This is a genomic window from Xenophilus sp., from assembly GCF_044462705.1.
GTDB classification, from domain to species: domain Bacteria; phylum Pseudomonadota; class Gammaproteobacteria; order Burkholderiales; family Burkholderiaceae_C; genus Xenophilus; species Xenophilus azovorans.
Window position 1 is genome coordinate 1 of sequence record NZ_JBIQNC010000094.1, and the last position, 18,510, is coordinate 18,510.

General features: G+C 71.5%; 21 protein-coding genes. 7 read left to right on the top strand and 14 right to left on the bottom strand.

Annotated elements, in window-relative coordinates; genetic code table 11:
* Both erpA and mdtD read left to right on the top strand, forming a co-directional pair.
* A partial coding sequence (erpA, locus tag ACIY1X_RS14870) for an iron-sulfur cluster insertion protein ErpA (protein WP_399681752.1) occupies positions 1-241 on the top strand: 241 nt, incomplete at its 5' end.
* A 70-nt stretch (positions 242-311) separates the two neighbouring features.
* Positions 312-1,757, top strand: coding sequence for a multidrug transporter subunit MdtD (gene mdtD / locus ACIY1X_RS14875; RefSeq protein ID WP_399681755.1), 1,446 nt, complete (start codon positions 312-314; stop codon positions 1,755-1,757).
* 4 nt (positions 1,758-1,761) lie between these two features.
* Here the strand turns inward: mdtD and ACIY1X_RS14880 are convergent, their stop codons facing one another.
* Positions 1,762-2,877, bottom strand: coding sequence for an anhydro-N-acetylmuramic acid kinase (locus ACIY1X_RS14880; protein WP_399681757.1), 1,116 nt, complete (start codon positions 2,875-2,877; stop codon positions 1,762-1,764).
* Between the two features lie 60 nt (positions 2,878-2,937).
* A complete protein-coding gene (locus ACIY1X_RS14885) occupies positions 2,938-4,290 on the bottom strand; it encodes a peptidoglycan DD-metalloendopeptidase family protein (RefSeq protein WP_399681796.1) in 1,353 nt (450 codons plus the stop codon).
* A 165-nt stretch (positions 4,291-4,455) separates the two neighbouring features.
* On the opposite strand from ACIY1X_RS14885, the gene tyrS reads away from it, so the two are divergent.
* Positions 4,456-5,688: a tyrosine--tRNA ligase gene (tyrS, locus tag ACIY1X_RS14890; RefSeq protein ID WP_399681759.1), complete on the top strand. Its 1,233-nt coding sequence runs from the start codon at positions 4,456-4,458 to the stop codon at positions 5,686-5,688.
* Positions 5,689-5,755: 67 nt separating this feature from the next.
* Here tyrS and ACIY1X_RS14895 read toward each other — a convergent pair whose 3' ends face one another.
* Positions 5,756-6,400: an OmpA family protein gene (locus tag ACIY1X_RS14895; protein ID WP_399681762.1), complete on the bottom strand. Its 645-nt coding sequence runs from the start codon at positions 6,398-6,400 to the stop codon at positions 5,756-5,758.
* A complete protein-coding gene (locus tag ACIY1X_RS14900) occupies positions 6,397-6,891 on the bottom strand; it encodes a FecR domain-containing protein (protein ID WP_399681765.1) in 495 nt (164 codons plus the stop codon). The genes ACIY1X_RS14895 and ACIY1X_RS14900 overlap by 4 nt, the downstream gene beginning before the upstream one ends.
* A gap of 94 nt (positions 6,892-6,985) precedes the next feature.
* Between ACIY1X_RS14900 and ACIY1X_RS14905 the strand changes: the two genes are divergently transcribed.
* Positions 6,986-7,936 (top strand): cation diffusion facilitator family transporter, encoded by a 951-nt coding sequence (locus ACIY1X_RS14905; RefSeq protein WP_399681767.1) that lies wholly within the window; start codon positions 6,986-6,988, stop codon positions 7,934-7,936.
* Entirely contained in the window at positions 7,933-8,379 is a 447-nt protein-coding gene (dtd, locus tag ACIY1X_RS14910; protein WP_399681769.1) for a D-aminoacyl-tRNA deacylase, read from the top strand. The genes ACIY1X_RS14905 and dtd overlap by 4 nt, the downstream gene beginning before the upstream one ends.
* A gap of 4 nt (positions 8,380-8,383) precedes the next feature.
* On the opposite strand, the gene ACIY1X_RS14915 is transcribed toward dtd, so the two are convergent.
* The 3 genes from ACIY1X_RS14915 to ACIY1X_RS14925 are packed head-to-tail and all read right to left on the bottom strand — an operon-like array spanning position 8,384 to position 10,539.
* A complete protein-coding gene (locus tag ACIY1X_RS14915) occupies positions 8,384-9,127 on the bottom strand; it encodes a sulfite exporter TauE/SafE family protein (RefSeq protein WP_399681772.1) in 744 nt (247 codons plus the stop codon).
* A gap of 8 nt (positions 9,128-9,135) precedes the next feature.
* Entirely contained in the window at positions 9,136-9,597 is a 462-nt protein-coding gene (gene ybeY, locus ACIY1X_RS14920; RefSeq protein ID WP_399681775.1) for an rRNA maturation RNase YbeY, read from the bottom strand.
* Positions 9,598-9,600: 3 nt separating this feature from the next.
* A complete protein-coding gene (locus ACIY1X_RS14925) occupies positions 9,601-10,539 on the bottom strand; it encodes a PhoH family protein (protein ID WP_399681778.1) in 939 nt (312 codons plus the stop codon).
* 41 nt (positions 10,540-10,580) lie between these two features.
* On the opposite strand from ACIY1X_RS14925, the gene ruvA reads away from it, so the two are divergent.
* Complete coding sequence (gene ruvA / locus ACIY1X_RS14930) at positions 10,581-11,162, top strand: Holliday junction branch migration protein RuvA (RefSeq protein WP_038210639.1); 582 nt, start codon at positions 10,581-10,583, stop codon at positions 11,160-11,162.
* A 22-nt stretch (positions 11,163-11,184) separates the two neighbouring features.
* Here ruvA and ACIY1X_RS14935 read toward each other — a convergent pair whose 3' ends face one another.
* The 7 genes from ACIY1X_RS14935 to ACIY1X_RS14965 all read right to left on the bottom strand — a co-directional run bounded on the left by ACIY1X_RS14935 (position 11,185) and on the right by ACIY1X_RS14965 (position 17,356).
* Positions 11,185-11,394 carry a hypothetical protein gene (locus tag ACIY1X_RS14935; protein ID WP_038210640.1) on the bottom strand — a complete coding sequence of 70 codons (210 nt, stop codon included), beginning with the start codon at positions 11,392-11,394 and terminating at the stop codon, positions 11,185-11,187.
* Positions 11,395-11,558: 164 nt separating this feature from the next.
* Positions 11,559-12,494: a phosphatidate cytidylyltransferase gene (locus tag ACIY1X_RS14940; RefSeq protein WP_038210641.1), complete on the bottom strand. Its 936-nt coding sequence runs from the start codon at positions 12,492-12,494 to the stop codon at positions 11,559-11,561.
* A complete protein-coding gene (locus ACIY1X_RS14945; protein ID WP_399681782.1) occupies positions 12,491-13,189 on the bottom strand; it encodes a lysophospholipid acyltransferase family protein in 699 nt (232 codons plus the stop codon). Before ACIY1X_RS14945 ends, ACIY1X_RS14940 begins: the two co-directional genes overlap by 4 nt.
* A complete protein-coding gene (locus ACIY1X_RS14950) occupies positions 13,186-13,626 on the bottom strand; it encodes a hypothetical protein (protein WP_399681785.1) in 441 nt (146 codons plus the stop codon). The genes ACIY1X_RS14945 and ACIY1X_RS14950 overlap by 4 nt, the downstream gene beginning before the upstream one ends.
* Positions 13,623-14,951, bottom strand: a complete 1,329-nt coding sequence (locus tag ACIY1X_RS14955) for a phosphatase PAP2/dual specificity phosphatase family protein (RefSeq protein WP_399681788.1) — start codon at positions 14,949-14,951, stop codon at positions 13,623-13,625. The genes ACIY1X_RS14950 and ACIY1X_RS14955 overlap by 4 nt, the downstream gene beginning before the upstream one ends.
* Positions 14,948-16,717, bottom strand: coding sequence for a bifunctional alpha/beta hydrolase/class I SAM-dependent methyltransferase (locus ACIY1X_RS14960; protein ID WP_399681790.1), 1,770 nt, complete (start codon positions 16,715-16,717; stop codon positions 14,948-14,950). Before ACIY1X_RS14960 ends, ACIY1X_RS14955 begins: the two co-directional genes overlap by 4 nt.
* Before the next feature lie 18 nt (positions 16,718-16,735).
* Entirely contained in the window at positions 16,736-17,356 is a 621-nt protein-coding gene (locus ACIY1X_RS14965) for a CDP-alcohol phosphatidyltransferase family protein (protein WP_399681798.1), read from the bottom strand.
* A 177-nt stretch (positions 17,357-17,533) separates the two neighbouring features.
* Between ACIY1X_RS14965 and ruvB the strand changes: the two genes are divergently transcribed.
* Positions 17,534-18,510 (top strand): Holliday junction branch migration DNA helicase RuvB (ruvB, locus tag ACIY1X_RS14970; protein ID WP_399681793.1); only part of this gene is annotated, 977 nt, incomplete at its 3' end.

Here is an 18,510-nt window from a genome sequence, read left to right on the forward strand (position 1 = left end):
GTTCGTGCAGGGCGGCGGCTGCTCGGGCTTCCAGTACGGCTTCACCTTCGACGAGATCACCAACGACGACGACACGACCATGACCAAGAACGGCGTGTCGCTGCTGATCGACGCCATGAGCTACCAGTACCTGGTCGGCGCCGAGATCGACTACAAGGAAGACCTGCAGGGCGCGCAGTTCGTGATCAAGAACCCCAACGCCAGCAGCACCTGCGGCTGCGGCTCCAGCTTCTCGGCGTGAGCCTGACCATCCTGTGCACCGCGAGCCGCCTTCGGGCGGCTTTTTCATTGCCGTCTGCATCCTTCCTGCGATGAGCGATCCCCTCGTCCCGCCCCTGGCCTCCACCGCCGGCAGCCGCCGCCTGCTGCTGTGGCTGGTCGCCATCGGCTTCTTCATGCAGACGCTGGACGCGACCATCATCAACACGGCGCTGCCGGCGATGGCCGCCAGCCTGGGCGAGAGCCCGCTGCGCATGCAGTCGGTGGTGGTGGCGTACTCGCTGACGATGGCCATGCTGATCCCCGCCTCGGGCTGGCTGGCCGACCGCTTCGGCACCCGGCGGGTGTTCATGCTGGCGATCGTGCTGTTCTCGCTCGGTTCGCTGGCCTGCGCCGCCTCGCGCGGCCTGGGCGAACTGGTGGCCTCGCGCGTGCTGCAGGGGCTGGGCGGGGCGCTGCTGCTGCCGGTGGGGCGGCTGGCGGTGCTGCGCACCTTCCCGCGCGGGGAGTTCCTGCAGGCCATGGCCTTCGTCGCCATCCCCGGCCTCATCGGCCCGCTGCTGGGCCCCACGCTGGGCGGCTGGCTGGTGCAGGTGGCCTCCTGGCACTGGATCTTCCTGATCAACCTGCCGGTGGGCCTGATCGGCCTGCTGGCGACCTGGCGTTTCATGCCGGATGCGCGCAACGCCGACACGCCGCGCTTCGACCTGGCCGGCTACGCGCTGCTGGCCTTCGGCATGGTGTCGATCTCGCTGGCCATCGAGGGCGGCACCGAGATGGGCCTGGGCCGCGGCAACACCGCCGTGCTGGCGGTGTTCGGCTTCGTGGCGCTGGTGGTGTACTGGCTGCATGCGGCGCGCCATCCGCGGCCGCTGTTCTCGCCGGAGCTGTTCCATGTGCGCACGCTGTCGGTGGGGCTGATGGGCAACCTGTTCTGCCGGCTGGGCAGCGGGGCGATGCCTTTCCTGATCCCGATCTCGCTGCAGGTGGCGCTGGGCTATTCGCCCTTCAACGCCGGCCTGATGATGCTGCCCACCGCCCTGGCCGGCATGGCGATGAAGCGGGTGGCCACGCCGCTGATCCTGCGCCTGGGCTACCGCACGGTGCTGGTGGCCAACACCGCGATCATCGGCGTGCTGATGGCCAGCTTCGCCCTCGCCACGCCGGCCACGCCCTGGGGGCTGCACGTCGCGCTGCTGGCGGCCTTCGGCGCCTTCAACTCGCTCCAGTTCACGGCCATGAACACCATCACCCTCAAGGACCTGGACGGTGCCAGCGCCAGCAGTGGCAACGGCCTGTTGTCGATGGTGCAGATGCTGGCGATGAGCCTGGGGGTGGCGATCGCCGGCGCCGTGCTCTCGGGCTTCAGCCGCGCCTTCGGCGCCGGCGTGGAGCCCGGCGCGGCGCTGCACGCCTTCCAGGCCACCTTCGTGACGGTGGGGCTGATCACGCTGGCCTCGGCGGCGGTGTTCTGGCAGTTGCCGGCCGAGGCGCGGGCGCCGCAGCCGGAGGGCCCGGAAGTGTCAGGCCACGGCTGAGGCTTCAGGCCGGGTACAGAGCACCCAGGACGCGCGGCCCGGCAGCGCCGGTCACGCTGGGCAGGTTGCCCGGCGCGCGCGCGAGCATGCGCCAGGCCAGCCAGGCGAAGGCGGCGGCCTCCACCTGCTGCGGCGGCAGGCCGTGCGCGGCGGAGGACTCGACGGCCACGCCCGGCAGCAGCGTGGCCAGCCGCCGCATCAGGTGCGCGTTGAAGGCGCCGCCGCCGCAGACGATCAGGCGCGGCAGCCCGGCGCCGTGGCGCTGCAGGTGCTCGGCGCAGGTATGCGCCGTCAGTTCCGCCAGGGTGGCCTGCACGTCCTGCGGATCGGCCGAGGCCGCATCGCCGAGGCGGGCGGCGAGCCAGCCGGGGTGGAACAGGTCGCGCCCGGTGCTCTTGGGCACGGGGCGGGCGAAGTAGGGCTCGGCCAGCAGCCGCGCCAGCAGGTCCGGCAGCACCCGGCCGCCGGCGGCCCAGTCGCCGTTTGCGTCGTAGGGCGTGCTGCGGTGGCGCTGGCACCAGTGGTCCATCAGGGCATTGGCCGGCCCGCAGTCGAAGCCCAGCACCGCGCCGCCGCCGGGCGGCAGCAGGCTCAGGTTGGCGATGCCGCCCAGGTTGAGCACGGCCACGCCCTCATCACCGGGCGCGAACAGCGCGGCATGGAAGGCCGGCACCAGCGGCGCACCCTGGCCGCCGGCGGCCACGTCGCGGCTGCGCAGGTCGGCCACCACGTCGATGCCGGTCAGTTCCGCCAGCAGGGCCGGGCTGTTGAGTTGCAGGGTGTAGCCGGTGCCGTCGAATTCGCCCGGGCGGTGGCGCACCGTCTGGCCGTGGGCGCCGATGGCACGCACGGCCGCGGGCGGCAGGCCGGTGTCGGCGAGCAGGGCCGCAACGGTGTCCGCGTAGACGCGCACCAGGGCGTTGGCGGCCAGCGCCGCGCGGTGCAGTTCGTCCTGCCCACCGGGGGTGTTGAGGGCCAGCAGTTCTTCACGCAGCGGCGCCGGGAAGGGCCGCGCCGCGTGGGCGCGCACGGCGATGCGGCCGGCGTCCAGTTCGGCCAGCACGCCGTCGACGCCGTCCAGCGAGGTGCCCGACATCAGGCCGATGAAGCGCTCGGTCATGCGGAAAAGAAAAGGGCGCCCGTGCGGCGCCCTGTCTTCGGGATGAGGATCACGCGAGGGTCAGTCCGCGCTGGCCTGGACCACCGAGAAGGCCGCGGCCAGCTCGGTGCGGGAGGCGTTCGCCAGCTTGTCGAAGGCCGGCCGCAGGGCGGCGGTGATCGCGGCGCTGCCCTCGCTCTGCTGGGCGATGGTGCTCGGGTCGTGGTACTCGCCGTTGATGCGGAACTCGAAGTGCAGGTGCGGCCCGGTGGCCCAGCCGGTCGAGCCGACGGCGCCGATGGTCTGGCCCTGCTCGACCTGCTCGCCTTCCTTGACGTTGATGCGCGAGAGGTGCGCGTAGGCCGTCTGCTGGCCGTTGCGGTGGCCGATGATGACGATGTTGCCGTAGCCGTTCTGTTGGCCGGCGAAGTCCACCTTGCCGTCGCCCACGGTGCGCACCGGCGTGCCGGTGGGCGCGGCGAAGTCGATGCCGTTGTGCTGGCGCCAGCTGTTCAGGATGGGATGCATGCGCATCGCGAAGCCGCTGGACACGCGGGTGAACTCCACCGGCGAGCTCAGGTAGGCCTTGCGCAGGCTGTCGCCGTTGGGCCGGTAGTAGCCGCCCTTGCCGCCGGGCGGCTGGAACCACAGCGCCTGCCAGGTCTTGCCGCTGCTTTGCATCTCGGCGGCCAGCACGCGGCCGGTGCGCAGGACCTGGCCGTCGGCATCGAAGGTCTCGTACACCACCGCGAAGCGGTCGCCCTTGCGCAGTTGGCGGAAGTCGACGTCGCCCGAGAAGATGTCGGCCAGCTGGCTGGCGATGCTGTCGGGCACGCGCGCGGCGTCGGTGGCGGCGAACAGCGAGCTCTTCACCACGCCGCTGGCCAGGCGCGAGCCGGGCGTCAGCGCCTCGGCCTCCATGCGGGCGACAAAGCCGCCCGGCATGCGTTCGACCACGAAGCGGCGGAAGCTGCCGTCGGCATCGGGGATCCAGCGCGCCGACAGCCGGATCAGGCGGTCGTCCTGGCCGAGTTCGGCCGACACCGTGCGGCCGACGCGGTTGAACAGCGCCGCGCGCGCCTGCGCGTTGCCGCGCACGAAGGCGGCGGCATCGCCGTCGGCCACGCCCAGGCGGCCCAGCAGCGCCTCGGCGGTGTCGCCGGCGCGCGTCTGCTCGCTGCGGAAGAGGGTGAAACGGTGGCCGTCGAGTTCGGCACCCTGGCTGTCGATCGGCAGGGGCGTGACGGCCTCGAACACCTGCCGCACCGGCAGGTCGGACGCATCCGGGCCCAGGTTGGCCACGGCGAAGGCGCCGCCGCCGGCGCACAGCAGCAGCGTTGCGATGGCCGCGGTGATCTGGCGCGGGTGGGTCTTGACGGTATGCGCGACGCGGGAGGCAACAGCTTCCTCCGCGGCAAGAATGCCGTTGATCAGTTTGGACAAAACGAGAAACCCAGCTTGGAGTCAGCGACCGCCGGCTGCCGCATGTCGCGGGCCGCGCCCGGCGGGGCGAGGAAGCGGTGCGCTCTCTACAATGCACCGCTTTGGCAAAACGGGCGGAGTATAGCGCCGGCCGTTGCTTTCTCCACAAAAATTCGAATGACTTCCGAGTTTTTCACTAGTCAACCACCGTCTGATCGTGTAGGACAAGCGCTTGACATTTCACTTCGTGGTGTGGACGAACTCCTGCCCCGGGACGAGTGGGTCAGGAAGCTGCAGCGCTCGGAAGCCACCGGCCAGCCGCTGCGCATCAAGCTGGGCCTGGACCCGACGGCGCCGGACATCCACCTGGGCCACACGGTGGTGCTCAACAAGATGCGCCAGCTGCAGGATCTGGGGCACACCGTCATCTTCCTGATCGGCGACTTCACCAGCCTGATCGGCGACCCGTCCGGGCGCAACACCACGCGCCCGCCGCTGACGGCCGAGCAGATCCGCGCGAACGCCGAGACCTACTTCGCCCAGGCGAAGCTGGTGCTGGACGAGTCGAAGACCGAGATCCGGTACAACTCCGAGTGGAGCGACCCGCTGGGCGCGCGCGGCATGATCCAGCTGGCCGCCAAGTACACGGTGGCGCGCATGATGGAGCGCGACGACTTCCACAAGCGCTTCCATGCCGGGCAGTCGATCTCGGTGCACGAGTTCCTCTACCCGCTGATGCAGGGCTACGACTCGGTGGCGCTGAAGAGCGACCTGGAGCTGGGCGGCACCGACCAGAAGTTCAACCTGCTGGTGGGGCGCCACCTGCAGCAGGAGTACGGCCAGGAGCCGCAGTGCATCCTGACCATGCCGCTGCTGGAGGGGCTGGACGGCGTCGAGAAGATGTCCAAGAGCAAGGGCAACTACATCGGCATCAGCGAGGACGCCAACACCATGTTCGCCAAGGTGCTGTCGATCTCGGACGAGCTGATGTGGCGCTGGTACCTGCTGCTGAGCTTCCGCTCGCTGGCCGACATCGAGGCGCTGAAGGCCGAGGTGGCGGCCGGGCGCAATCCGAAGGACGCCAAGGTGATGCTGGCCAAGGAGATCACCACGCGCTTCCACAGCGCGCAGGCGGCCGAGGCGGCGGAGCAGGACTTCGTCAACCGCAGCAAGGGCGGGGTGCCCGACGAGATCCCGGAGGTGGCGCTGACCGGCGCGCCGCTGGGCATCGCGCACCTGCTCAAGCAGGCGGGGCTGGCGTCGTCCACCTCGGAGGGCAACCGCCTGATCGACGGCGGCGGCGTGCGGGTGGATTCGGCCGTGGTGAGCGACAAAGGACTGAAGCTGCCGGCCGGCACCTACGTCGTGCAGGTGGGCAAGCGCAAGTTCGCGCGGGTCACGGTCGGCTGACGGCCGCTGGCGGCAAGGAAAACGGGGCCCGCGGGCCCCGTTCGTCTTTCGGCCCGGCCGCCGGAATTCAGCGGACGTCGATGGTCACGCGGCGGTTGCGCGGTTCGTCCACCTCGTCGGCGGTGGGAACGGCCAGTTCGCGTTCGCCGCGGCCCACGGCCTCGATGCGCGCGGCGGGAAAGCCGCGCTGCACCAGCATCTGCCGCACCTCGGCGGCGCGCTCGCGCGACAGCGCATCGTTGCGCGGGCCGGCGCCCAGGGTGTCGGTGTGGCCGGTGACCACGATGTCGGCGCCCGGCCGTGCCAGGGCGGCTGCCAGCATCTCCTGCACGGTCATTTGCGAGGCTTCGGTGAGCACCGTGCCGCCCGAGACGAAGTACAGCGTGTAGTGCTGGGGCGCCGGGGGCCGCAGCGCGAAGAGCTGGGGGTGGTCGCGCTGCAGTTCGGCGGGGTCGACCGTGTCCACCGTCGGCGCGGCCTGGGTGCCGTGCGGCGCCGTGGCCTGCAGGTAGGGCCGGTCCAGCACCTGCTGGCCGTTCTCGGTGCGGACCACCACGGCCGAGGGCTTGCCGTCCTCCTGCGGCAGCAGCACGACGCGCGTGGCGGGCGTGGTGCAGGCGGCCAGCAACGCGGCGCCGGCGAGCGTGCACAGGGCGGCCAGCCGCCGCGCGGCGGCCGGGACGACGGAGCGGGGTGCGGACGGGCGGCTCACGGCTGGCCGCTGTCGGTCACGATGAAATCGGTGCCGCGGATGCCGATGGTGGCGGTCTGCGTCTCCACCCGCACTGCGTCGGGCTGGGTCCGGCCGATGAGGCCGGTGATCATGCGCATGGACCCGCGCAGCAGCGACACCAGGATGCCGCCTTCCTGCGTCGTCGGGTCGAAGTGGAACTGCTTCAGGTCGACCCGCGACTCCGGGCCCATCACCAGCGTGGTGCCGTCGCGCAGGACCAGGCTGGCGCCACTGTCGGGGCCGGTGCTCACGCGGTCGATCGGCAGGACGCGGTCGCCGGGCCGGGCCGGGCGGCCGGTGCCGTCCGTGCCCAGCACCCGCACGTCGCCCTGCGCCGACTTGATGAAGCCGGCCGCTGCCTCGGCGCCGGCCTCGGCCGTGGGCAGCGGTGCCGCGGCGGGGGCCGGCTGGGCGAAGGCGGCGGCGGCCGCCAGCAGGCCCGCGCACAGGATCGTCAGGCGGTGGCTCATGGTGCTCCGGGGGTGTTTCGGGGGGCGTCAATGGTAAGCGAGCAGGGCGCGCCCTTCATAATCGCGGGCTTCCGCCGGCCTCCGGCATCGTGCTGTGCTTCACTTTTCCCCGCGATCTTCCCTGGCCGCGCCGAGCCCTCGCACCCTGCTGCGGCTGTCGGTGGCGGTGGCGCTGCTGACCATCGCCCTCAAGGGGGCCGCCGGCTGGATCACCCATTCGATGGGGCTGATCTCGGACGCAATGGAGTCCTTCGTCAACCTGGCCAGCGCCGTGTTCGCGCTGGCGATGATCACCATCGCCAACCGGCCGGCGGACGAGGGCCATCCCTACGGCCACCACAAGGCCGAGTATTTCTCTTCCGGCTTCGAGGGCATCCTGATCATCGCGGCGGCGCTGGCCATCGCCTGGGCGGCGATCGGCCGGCTGCTGGCGCCGCAGCCGCTGGAGCGGCTCGGCTGGGGCATGGCGCTGTCGGTGGCCAGCGCGGGGCTGAACGCGGCGCTGGCGCTGCTGATGCTCAAGGCGGCGCGGGTGCACCACTCCATCGCCCTGGAGGCCGACGGCAGGCACCTGATGACCGACGTGTGGACCTCGGCCGGCGTGCTGGTGGGGGTGCTGGCCGTGATGCTCACCGGCTGGCTGTGGCTGGACCCGCTGCTGGCGCTGGCCGTGGCGGCCAACATCGTGCGCGAGGGCGCGCGGCTGGTGTGGCGCTCCAGCCAGGGCCTGATGGACCACGCGCTGGAGCCGGCGCAGCAGGCCGCCATCCAGGCCGTGCTGGACCGCTTCGCCGCCGAGGCGCCGGACGGCGGCGCCCTGCGCTTCGACGACATCGCGACGCGGCGCTCGGGGCGGCGCCTCTTCGCCGACATCCACATGCACGTGCCGGGCCACTGGACGCTGCGCCGCGCCGCCGGCCTGCGCGACGCGCTGGAGCAGGCGCTGATGGACGCCGTGCCGGGCCTGCGCGTCACGCTGCAGCTGCTGCCGCTGGACATGGAGGCGCGCGCCGTGCAGGCCACAGGGGAGGGAGAGATGCGATGAAGGCCCTGCTGCAGCGCGTGAGCGAGGCGCGCGTGGAGATCGCCGCCGGCGAATGCGTCGGCCGCATCGGCCGGGGGCTGCTCGTGCTGGTGTGTGCCGAGCGGGGCGACGACGAGGCGGTCGGCGAACGCCTGCTGGGCAAGATCCTGAAGCTGCGCATCTTCAGCGACGACGCCGGCAAGATGAACCGCAGCGTGCAGGACGTGGGCGGCGGCCTCCTGATCGTCAGCCAGTTCACCCTGGCGGCCGATGCGAGCGGCGGCAACCGGCCCAGCTTCACGCAGGCCGCGCCGCCGGACGAGGGCCGGCGGCTCTACGACGCCTTCGTCGCGCGTGCCCGGGCGCTGCACCCGGAGGTGGCCACCGGCGTCTTCGGTGCCGACATGCAGGTGCACCTGGTCAACGACGGGCCGGTGACCATCCCGCTGCAGATGGCGCCCTGAACGGCTACGCCTTCCAGAAGAACAGCGCCGCCATCGCCAGCCCCACCAGCACGATGCCGGCGCGCAGCCACTCCGGCCGCATGCGGCGCGCCAGGCGGGCGCCGCCGTAGCCGCCGGCGGTGGCGGCGAACATCATCATCAGCGCCTGCGGCCACTGCACCAGGCCGCCGGCGGCATAGATCGCGACGGCGATCGCCGTCAGCAGCGCCGACACCAGGTTCTTCATGCCGTTCATCGCATGCAGCTGGGTCTGGCCCAGCAGCGCGAACAGCGCCAGCAGCAGGATGCCCAGCCCGCCGTTGAAGTAGCCGCCGTAGGCCGAGACCGCCAGCACGCCGAACGCCGCCTTGAGCGGCGAGGCGCCGTGGGCGCCGGCCGTCCAGCGCCGGATGCGCGGGCCCAGGGCGAACAGCAGCGTCGCCGCCAGCAGCAGCCAGGGCACGATCAGGCGGAAGGTGCTGTCCGGCGTCAGCAGCAACAGCGCGGCGCCCGCGGCGCCGCCCACCAGCGACCACAGCACGATGCCGCGCATCGTCAGCCCCGGCGGGCTCTGCCAGTCCTCGCGGAAGCCCCACGCGCCGGCCAAGTAGCCCGGCAGCAGCGCCACCGTGCCGGTGGCGTTGGCCACCACCGGCGGCACGCCGGTGAACACCAGCGCCGGCAAGGTGAGAAAGCTGCCGCCTCCGGCGACGGCGTTGAGGGCGCCGGCGACGAAGGCAGCGGCCAGCAGCAGGGCGATGTCGAACATGGCGGCGTTCAGCGTCCGCGATAGGGGTCGGCGATGCCCAGCCCGGCCAGGATCGCGGTCTCGCGCGCCTCCATCGCCTGCGCGTCCGCCTCGCCGGTTTCGTGGTCCCAGCCCTGGGCGTGCAGGGTGCCATGCACCAGCAGGTGTGCATAGTGGGCCGCCAGCGTCACGCGCAACTCCTTCGCCTCACGCGCCACCACCGGCGCGCACAGCACGAGGTCGGCCATGACGACCGGCGAGGCGGCGTAGTCGAAGGTCAGCACGTTGGTGGCGTAGTCCTTGCCGCGGAACTCGCGGTTCAGGCGCCGGCCTTCGTCGGCATCGACGATGCGCACCGCCAGCTCGCCGGGCAGCGCCAGCGCATAGCGGATGCAGCGCGCCACCCGGTGCCGCGGCAGGGCGGCGCGGTGCCGCGCCACGCCGTCGAAGCGGGCAAACTGCAGAGACAGCGACAGCTCGGGCAGCGCCATCGCTCAGGACCGCTTGCCGCTCTTGTCGTAGGCGTCGACGATGCGCGCCACCAGCGGGTGCCGCACCACGTCGCCGCTGTTGAAATGCGTGAAGGCCAGCCCAGCCACGCGCTTGAGCACCCGCTCCGCGTCGATCAGGCCGCTGGTCTGCTGCTTGGGCAGGTCGATCTGGCTCACGTCGCCGGTCACCACGCACTTGCTGCCGAAGCCGATGCGCGTGAGGAACATCTTCATCTGCTCGGGCGTGGTGTTCTGCGCCTCGTCGAGGATCACGAAGGCGTTGTTCAGCGTGCGCCCGCGCATGAAGGCCAGCGGCGCGATCTCCAGCGCGTTGCGCTCGAAGGCCTTGTTCACCTTCTCGAAACCCATCAGGTCGTACAGCGCGTCGTACAGGGGCCGCAGGTACGGGTCCACCTTCTGCGTCAGGTCGCCGGGCAGGAAGCCCAGGCGCTCGCCGGCTTCCACCGCGGGGCGGGTGAGCACGATGCGCTGTACCGCGCTGCGTTCGAGCGCATCCACCGCGCAGGCCACGGCCAGGTAGGTCTTGCCGGTGCCGGCGGGGCCGATGCCGAAGGTGATGTCGTGGCCCGCGATGTTGTCGAGGTAGACGCTCTGGTTGGGCGTGCGGGCGCGCAGGTCGGTGCGGCGCGTGCTCAGCAGCTTCACGCCGTCCTCGTCCTCCGCCAGGGTGCCGTCGCCGGCCAGCGTGAGCTGGACCAGCGTGGCGTCGACGGGCCGCTGCGCGATCTCGTACAGCGCCTGCAGGGTCTCCATCGCGCGCGTGGCCTTCGCCTTGGGGCCTTCGACCTTGAAGGCCTCGTTGCGGTGGCTGATCTTCACTTCCAGCGCGTCCTCGATCTGGCGCAGGTGGGTGTCCATCGGGCCGCACAGGTGGGCCAGGCGGGTGTTGTTCGGGGGGGTGAAGCTGTGGCGGAGAATCACACGTTTCTTGGAATGGGGCCGCAGCGCGGCCTGGACCGTCGATGATAGGCAAACTCACCGGCATCCTCGCCGAACGCAACCCCCCCCAGGTGGTGATCGACTGCCACGGCGTGGGCTACGAGGTCGACGTGCCGATGGGCACCTTCTACAACCTGCCGCCGGTGGGCGAGAAGGTGTCGCTGCTCACGCATTTCGTGGTGCGCGAGGATGCGCAGGTGCTCTACGGCTTCGGCACCGCCGCCGAGCGGGCGGCGTTTCGCCAGCTCATCAAGATCTCCGGCGTCGGGCCGCGCACCGCGCTGGGGGTGTTGTCGGGCATGAGCGTGAACGAGCTGGCGCAGGCCGTGTCGCTGCAGGAGCCGGGGCGGCTGGTCAAGATTCCGGGCATCGGAAAGAAGACCGCCGAACGGCTGCTGCTCGAACTCAAGGGGAAACTGGGCGACACCCTGGGCCAGGCTGCCGGACTGGCGCAGCCGGCCAGTGATGCGCAGGCCGACATCCTGCAGGCGCTGCTGGCGCTGGGCTACAGCGACAAGGAGGCGGCGGCCGCCCTCAAGGCCCTGCCCAAGGACGTGGGCGTGAGCGAAGGGATCAAGCTGGCGCTCAAGGCGCTGGCGAAGTAGGCCATCGGGCCCTTCACCTTCTTCAATGCGGCAGGCAGGGCTCCACTACGGGGTGGGCCACCTCGCGGCCCATCATGGCGCGTGCATACAGGTAGTTGTGTCGCGACTGTTCGCTGAGCGCGTCCAGGTCCACCTCGCCGCTGGCGTCGCAGGGGAAGGCGTAGCCGCGCCCTTCGTTGAACAGCGAGCGGAAGCGCAGCTGGAAGTGCCGGGTATCGAGCAAGGTGTTCATGGTCGTCGACCTCCTGCCAATGGGTCCGATGTCGCCCAATATGCGTCAGAACGGTCGACCATGGGCCATGTTGAAGGCCCGGCCTCCCACAGGCCGGCTAAGCCGTGCGGTCTATCACGAAAAACAGGTGGCGATGTGGCGGCGATGCATCAGTACCGCGCGCATCAAGGTACCCACCAGTAGCGCAGCGCGTGGAAGTAGATGGGCGCGGCGAAGATCACCGAGTCCAGCCGGTCGAGCATGCCGCCGTGACCCTCGATCATGGTGCCCCAGTCCTTGACGCCGCGGTCGCGCTTGATGGCGGACATCACCAGCCCGCCGAAGAAGCCCATGACGCAGATCATGAAGGCCATGAGCGCTGCCTGCCACGGCGTGAAGGGCGTCGCCCACCACAGGGCCGCGCCCAGCAGCGTGGCGCTGGCCACGCCGCCGACCAGGCCTTCCCAGGTCTTGGAGGGCGACAGCTCCGGCGCCACCTTGCGCCGCCCGAGGAGCTTGCCCCACACGTACTGCAGAACGTCGCTGCCCTGCACCACGATGACGAGGAAGGCGATGAGCAGCAGGTTGCCGCCCTCGAAGCCGGGGATGTGCAGCGTCAGCAGCGCCGGAACGTGGCTGATGCAGAACACGCACACCATCAGGCCCCACTGCACTTTCGACGTGCGTTCCAGGAAGCGCTTGGTGTCGCCGCCCAGTGCCGAGAGGATGGGCAGAATCAGGAACACCTCCACCGGGATGAAGATGGCGAACATGCCGTACCACTCGATCCAGACGAGGAAGTACTGCACCGGCAGCGCGATGTAGAAGGCCGCCGCCATCGCCAGGTGGTCGCCGCGCCGCGTGTAGGTCAGGCTCATGAACTCACGCAGCGCGTAGAACGAGATCAGGTAGAACAGCACGATCACGCCGCCCTTGCCGAAGGCGAAGGCCAGGCCGATCACCGCCACCATCACCCACCAGGTATTGACGCGGGCGTTGAGGTTGTCGATGACCGCGTGCGGGGCGCCGTGCGCGACGCGCCACTTGAGCAGCGCGCCAACGGCGGAGGCCAGGATCAGCACGCCGGCCACGCCGGCGAACAGGTGCAGGGTGGGGCTCATGATGCGCTCGCCTCCTCCTTGTCGTGCTCGGGCCGCAGGTCCAGCATCGCCTGCTGCGCCCGCGCCAGGAAGGCGGCCTTGTCCTCGCCCTCGGCCAGCGCGATGGGCGCGCCGTAGCGCACCGAGCAGGCCAGCGGTACCGGGATGAGCTGGCCCTTGGGCAGCACGCGCTTGAGGTTCTCGATCCACACCGGCACCAGCCGCACCTGCGGGCAGGCGCGGGCGATGTGGAACAGCCCGCTCTTGAGCGGCAGCATCACCTCCTCGCCGGTGTTGCGCGTGCCCTCCGGGAACATGATCAGCGAGTCGCCCGACTGCAGCGCCTGCACCATCTGGTCGACCGGGTTGGGGCCGTCGCCGCTGCCGTCGCGGCGGATCATCAGCGCGTTGAACACGTCCTGTCCGATGAAGCGCCGTGCCTTCGATGCCAGCCAGTAGTCCTGCCCGGCGACGGGGCGGGTGAGGGAGCGCAGGTCGGGCGGCAGCGTGGCCCACAGCAGCACGAAGTCGCCGTGGCTGGAGTGGTTGGCGAAGTACAGGGTCTGGTCGGCCACTGGCGCGGTGCCGCTCCACACGGCGCGCACGCCGGTCAGCAGCTTGGCGATGAAGATGATCAGGCGGGCGGCGGCGAAGGTGCCGGCCCGGCGCAGCAACTCGCGCGGCGGCGGGGCATCGGAGGTGAAGGCGTCGGTCATGAGAAGCTGAGACGGGCCGCGACGGCGGCGAGGAAGACGAGACTTTGCACGGCCACGATGCTCGCATGCCCGCGCACCAGCCGGCGCGTGCCGCGGAGGCGGTCGGCCAGGGGCCGCGTCCCGCCTTCGGGCGCGGTGCGCAGGCCGATGTGCGCGAGCGAGCGGTCCAGCGCTGCGAGGTCCGCGATGCGGCCCGCGGCCAGGGCGTCGAAGAGCCGCTGGTCCAGGCGCAGCCGGAAGGCCAGGTAGCGTTCCGGCAGCCCCAGCAGCGCCGCGGCCGCCAGAGGCAGCGTGGTCGCTTCCCGGGCTGGAACGAAGCACAGCGCGGCCAGCGCCAGGGCCGAAAGCCACAGGCTCCACCGGGCCAGCGTGTCCTGGCCCGCCAGCAGCGCGGCGAGCGCGGCGCAATCGGCGCGGTCCTGCGTGTCCAGGCTCATGATGCGGGGTCCCTTCCGGGCCACGCCGAGCCCAGCATGTCGCGCCAGGCGGGACGCAGCACGATCTGCGGGCGTGCCTGGCGCACGGCGGCTTCCGCGTCGGCCAGGTCGGCTGCCGTGCCATGCCGTCGCAGCCAGCCGACCAACGTGGCGGCGCTGCGCGAGAAGCCCAGCGCGCAGCAGACCCAGACCGGGCCGCCGCGGCGCTGGCTTTCCAGCACGGCGACGGCGCGGTGCAACTGCGCTGGCGAGGGCATCGCCAGGTCCAGCATCGGCACGCAGCGCGCGTGCGGCACGGGGGGCAGCTGCAGTTCGGCGCACAGGCTCAGCAGGCGCGGCCGGCCGGCCGCTTCCCACTCGGCCCGCGAGGGCAGGCGGCCCAGCCGCACGCCCGGCACCACCTCCGCGCTGGGCGGCAGCCGGCGCGTCCAGGCCCAGGCGTTGACGGCCGCGCCGAGGCGGTAGGGCGCGAACAGCCAGCGTGCGGCCCAGTGCATGCGGCCGCGGCCGTCCATGGCGAAGCCGCGTGCGCCGAAGCCGGCGTAGTTGAGCGCCACCAGCATCAGCGAGGCGGCGGGCCAGCCCAGCCACAGGGCGGCCCCGCCGCCGTACAGGCCCAGCGCCAGACAGGCGGCCGCGCCGAGCGCATAGGCGGCGGCCAGCTTCCAGCGCTGCGGATCGCGCGCCAGCCGCCAGGCGCGCGGCAGCGCCACGCGGCGCTCCAGCGGCCACAGCCACACGCACACGAGGCCGAGCAGGGCGCCGGTCGGGATGTCGATGAAATGGTGCTGCCAGGTCGTCAGCACCGAGCCGCAGATGGCCAGCGCCCACAGATGCAGCACGGCGCGCGCCCAGCGGGCGGTGATCAGCCGCCGGTACCAGTCCCACAGGATCACGGCCAGCGCGATGTGCAGCGAGGGCGCCTGGTTGAAGGGCCTGTCGAAGCCGCGCAGCGCCTCGAACAGGAAGGCCGGGGCGCCGCTCACCGCGGGCTGGCCGAAGCTGAACGCCAGCGGCCACAGCACGAAGCAGGTGACGGCCAGCGCCTGCGCCGTCAGCAGCCGTGCCGCGTGCCGGTCCACCAGGTGCTTCGTGCGGCCAAGGAAGAGCGAGAGCGCGTAGAAGGCATTGATCGACCAGTAGGGAAAGATCGTCCACGCCCAGAAGGGCATGCCGCGCTCCCACTCGAACACGACCGAGGGCACCTGCGCCCGCGTGCCGGCCCACCAGTTCGCCAGGCCGTAGCTCAGGTAGAACAGCGGCCCGAGCAGCGCCAGCCACGCGGCGGCGCGCTTCCAGGGGCGCGGCAGGGCAGGGCGCGTCATCGCTCCACGCGCTGCGCCAGCGAGACGGTGAAGATGCCCCACTCGTCCACCCGCTGCGCGACCTTGCGGAAGCCCGCTTCTTCCACGAGTTGGTCCATCTCGGCCTGCGTGCGTCGGCGCATCACCCAGGCCTGGCCCTGGCGATGGCTGGTGAGGGCGCGGGCGATCATTTCCAGTTGCGGGTGCCAGGGCTGGCCGGTGTAGACCAGCCAGCCGCCGTCCTCCACCGCGTCGCCGACGCCGGCCAGCGAACGGCGCACCATCTCGTTGTCGGGGAACAGCTCGTACAGGCCCGAGACCACCGCCAGCGTGGGGCGCGGCATCACGCTGGCCAGGCTGACGCGGTCGAAGGCATCGGCCTGCACGAACTGCGCGCGGTCCTGCAGGCCGCGCTCGGCGATCAGATGCTGGCCGTCGCGCACGTTGATGTCGCTGTAGTCGCGCAGCAGGATGGACTGCGCCTTCACCGGGCTGGCGGCCACCGCGTCGAGCACGTAGCGGCCGTGGCCGGCGGCGATGTCCATCACCCGCACCTCGCGCTGGGCGGCGGCCAGGCGCTCCATCGCCTCGCGCAGCAGCTCCTCCACGTGCAGCTTGCGCTGGCGGATGCCGCGCCAGCCGATGGAGTCGAGGTACGTGCGGTCGATCAGCCTGCCGACCAGCGGCGCGCCGGCGGCCTCGTTGCGGTAGACGTAGTCCAGCGTGCTGCCGGAGTCGAAGCCCGTCTCGTGCCCCAGCGCGATGCCGCGCGAGAGCTTGCCGCCGAGCTTCAGCCCGGCCCGCGTGAACGCCCAGTACGCGCCGCGCGGCGACAGCGGTGCGAGCGGCTCGGCCAGCGCGCGCGACTCGTCGGCCGTGGCGCCGGCCTTGTCGGCCTCACGCAGGTCCACCGGCTCGGGCGGTGTGTCGAACAGCTTCAGAATGAAGGCGCGCACCGACTGCACCGCCGGCGCGCGGTCGCGCTCGCCCAGCGTGTCGTGGAAGAAGCCGGGCAGTTCGATCTTCTCCTTCACGCGGCTGCCCAGGCGCTCGAAGAAGGCGTGCTGCGGCTTGTGGTGCACCACCCAGTCGGCGCCGGAGACGAGCAACTGCGTCGGCAGCACGATGGCGTTGGCGTCCTGCACCACGCGCTCGGCCGCTTCGTACAGGTCGAGCAGGATGTTGACGGCGATCGGCCGGGTGATCAGCGGGTCGCTGTCGTAGCTGGCGATGCGTTCGGGGTCGTGTGTGAGGAACTTCGCCTTCACGTAGCTGTTGACGAAGAACAGGCCCCGCAGCTTGTGCATCAGCGCCAGGCCGGACCGTGCGAAGGGCACGTACAGCTTGACCTTGAAGGCCGGCGAGGCGAGGGTGAGGCCGCGCACCTTGGGCGCGTAGTCGTGGGCCCAGGTCGAGACCAGCACCGCGCCTACGCTCTGGGCCACGACGTGGATGTCCTGCTCCTCGATGCTGTGCTGCGTGCCGATGTGCTCGATGAAGGTCTGCACGTCGCGCACCGAATGCGCGAAGCTGGGGCTGTAGCCGCGCTGGCCGGGCGAGCGGCCGTGGCCGCGGGCGTCCCAGGCGAAGAAGTCGAAGTCCGGCAGGTCCAGCTCGTCGACCAGGTGCGCCATGCGCGCGCCGTGCTCGTGGCCGCGGTGGAACAGCACCACCGCGCCGCGGCGCGCGGGGCCGCTGGCCGGCCAGTGCCGGTAGAACAGCGATTCGCCGTCGTGCGTGCGGAAGTGCAGCTCGTCGGCCGCGCGGGAGGAGGAAGAAGACGTCATGGTGTGGTTCATCATCGATCAGCGCGGCGCCGCCTCGGCCAGTGCGGCGCGCACGCGGCGGACCGTCGTCCAGCCCACCAGGGCGGCCATCAGCGGCATCAGCGCGGCCGTCCAGTCCGGCAGCGGCCCGCCCAGGGCGATGTACAGCCCGAGCGCGCCGAAGACGAAGGCGCGGTCGCTCTTGCCCATCGGGCCGTCGTAGCGCCGGCTGGCGCCCACGCTCGGCCCCAGGGCGCCGGCGAACTCGGACAGGCCGGCCAGCACGATCACCGCGCCGACCCAGAAGCCGCCGTGGGGCGACAGCGCCGCGAAGTACGTGGCGAAGGGCAGGTACAGCGCCGCGTCGGACAGCACGTCCGTCAACTCGTTGAGGAAGGCCCCCAGGCGGCTTTGCTGGCCGTGCTCGCGCGCGAGCATGCCGTCCACCGCGTTGAACGCCATGCGAAGGAACATCCACAGCGGCACGAGCGCGAAGGCGTCGGGGCTCGGCTCGGCGAAGAAGAGCCAGAGGCCCAGCGCCACGGAGATCGCGCAGGCGGCCACGGTGACCTGGTTGGCCGTGACGCCGGCGGCGGCCAGGCGGCGCACCAGCGGCCGCAGCAGGGCCTGGAAGCGGGGCTTGAGCTGGTAGATCGACAAGATGGGTGGGCGCGTCACGCGCGCGGAAGGGAGACGGGCGGGATTCTGCCTATCGGCCCGGGCGCCCCCGCCCATGCCCTGCCAAGTATTGCCGCTTCCGGCGGCCGGTATCGCCGGATGCGCCCGCGCCGCCTCTCCGGCGGCGCCCACCTACAATCCGGCGCTTCGCACCGCGCCATGTCCATTCAGACCGACGACTTCGCTCCGGCCCCGCCTCGCGTGGTGTCCGCCGCGCCGGCCTCGCCCAACGAGGAAGCCATCGAGCGCGCCCTGCGCCCCAAGCTGCTCGACGAGTACGTGGGCCAGGCCAAGGTGCGCGAGCAACTGGAGATCTTCATCGGGGCCGCCCGCAAGCGCCGCGAGCCGCTCGACCACGTGCTGCTGTTCGGCCCGCCCGGCCTGGGCAAGACCACGCTCTCGCACATCGTCGCGGCCGAACTGGGCGTCAACCTGCGCCAGACCAGCGGCCCCGTGCTCGAAAAGCCCAAGGACCTGGCCGCGCTGCTGACCAACCTCGAAGCGCACGACGTGCTCTTCATCGACGAGATCCACCGCCTCTCGCCGGTGGTCGAGGAGATCCTCTACCCGGCGCTGGAGGACTACCAGATCGACATCATGATCGGCGAAGGCCCGGCCGCGCGCAGCATCAAGCTGGACCTGCAGCCCTTCACCCTGGTCGGCGCCACCACCCGCGCCGGCATGCTGACCAACCCGCTGCGCGACCGCTTCGGCATCGTGGCGCGGCTGGAGTTCTATACCGCCGAGGAGCTGGCCCGCATCGTCACCCGCAGCGCCGGCCTGCTCAACGCGCCGACCGACGCCGACGGCGCCTTCGAGATCGCCCGCCGCTCGCGCGGCACGCCGCGCATCGCCAACCGGCTGCTGCGCCGCGTGCGCGACTTCGCCGACGTCAAGGGCGACGGCCGCATCACGCAGGACATCGCGCACCGCGCCCTGGCCATGCTCGACGTCGACCCGCAGGGCTTCGACCTGATGGACCGCAAGCTGCTGGAGGCGGTGATCCACCGCTTCGACGGCGGCCCGGTGGGCCTGGACAACATCGCCGCCAGCATCGGCGAGGAGGCCGGCACCATCGAGGACGTGATCGAGCCCTACCTGATCCAGCAGGGCTACCTGCAGCGCACGCCGCGCGG

Bases quoted from the DNA above. Each gene is read 5' to 3' on its own strand.
- mdtD (WP_399681755.1), top strand. From the start codon at position 312: ATGAGCGATCCCCTCGTCCCGCCCCTGGCCTCCACCGCCGGCAGCCGC.
- ACIY1X_RS14880 (WP_399681757.1), bottom strand. From the start codon at position 2,877: ATGACCGAGCGCTTCATCGGCCTGATGTCGGGCACCTCGCTGGACGGC.
- tyrS (WP_399681759.1), top strand. From the start codon at position 4,456: ATGACTTCCGAGTTTTTCACTAGTCAACCACCGTCTGATCGTGTAGGA.
- ACIY1X_RS14900 (WP_399681765.1), bottom strand. From the start codon at position 6,891: ATGAGCCACCGCCTGACGATCCTGTGCGCGGGCCTGCTGGCGGCCGCC.
- dtd (WP_399681769.1), top strand. From the start codon at position 7,933: ATGAAGGCCCTGCTGCAGCGCGTGAGCGAGGCGCGCGTGGAGATCGCC.
- ACIY1X_RS14915 (WP_399681772.1), bottom strand. From the start codon at position 9,127: ATGTTCGACATCGCCCTGCTGCTGGCCGCTGCCTTCGTCGCCGGCGCC.
- ybeY (WP_399681775.1), bottom strand. From the start codon at position 9,597: ATGGCGCTGCCCGAGCTGTCGCTGTCTCTGCAGTTTGCCCGCTTCGAC.
- ruvA (WP_038210639.1), top strand. From the start codon at position 10,581: ATGATAGGCAAACTCACCGGCATCCTCGCCGAACGCAACCCCCCCCAG.
- ACIY1X_RS14935 (WP_038210640.1), bottom strand. From the start codon at position 11,394: ATGAACACCTTGCTCGATACCCGGCACTTCCAGCTGCGCTTCCGCTCG.
- ACIY1X_RS14940 (WP_038210641.1), bottom strand. From the start codon at position 12,494: ATGAGCCCCACCCTGCACCTGTTCGCCGGCGTGGCCGGCGTGCTGATC.
- ACIY1X_RS14945 (WP_399681782.1), bottom strand. From the start codon at position 13,189: ATGACCGACGCCTTCACCTCCGATGCCCCGCCGCCGCGCGAGTTGCTG.
- ACIY1X_RS14950 (WP_399681785.1), bottom strand. From the start codon at position 13,626: ATGAGCCTGGACACGCAGGACCGCGCCGATTGCGCCGCGCTCGCCGCG.
- ACIY1X_RS14955 (WP_399681788.1), bottom strand. From the start codon at position 14,951: ATGACGCGCCCTGCCCTGCCGCGCCCCTGGAAGCGCGCCGCCGCGTGG.
- ACIY1X_RS14960 (WP_399681790.1), bottom strand. From the start codon at position 16,717: ATGACGTCTTCTTCCTCCTCCCGCGCGGCCGACGAGCTGCACTTCCGC.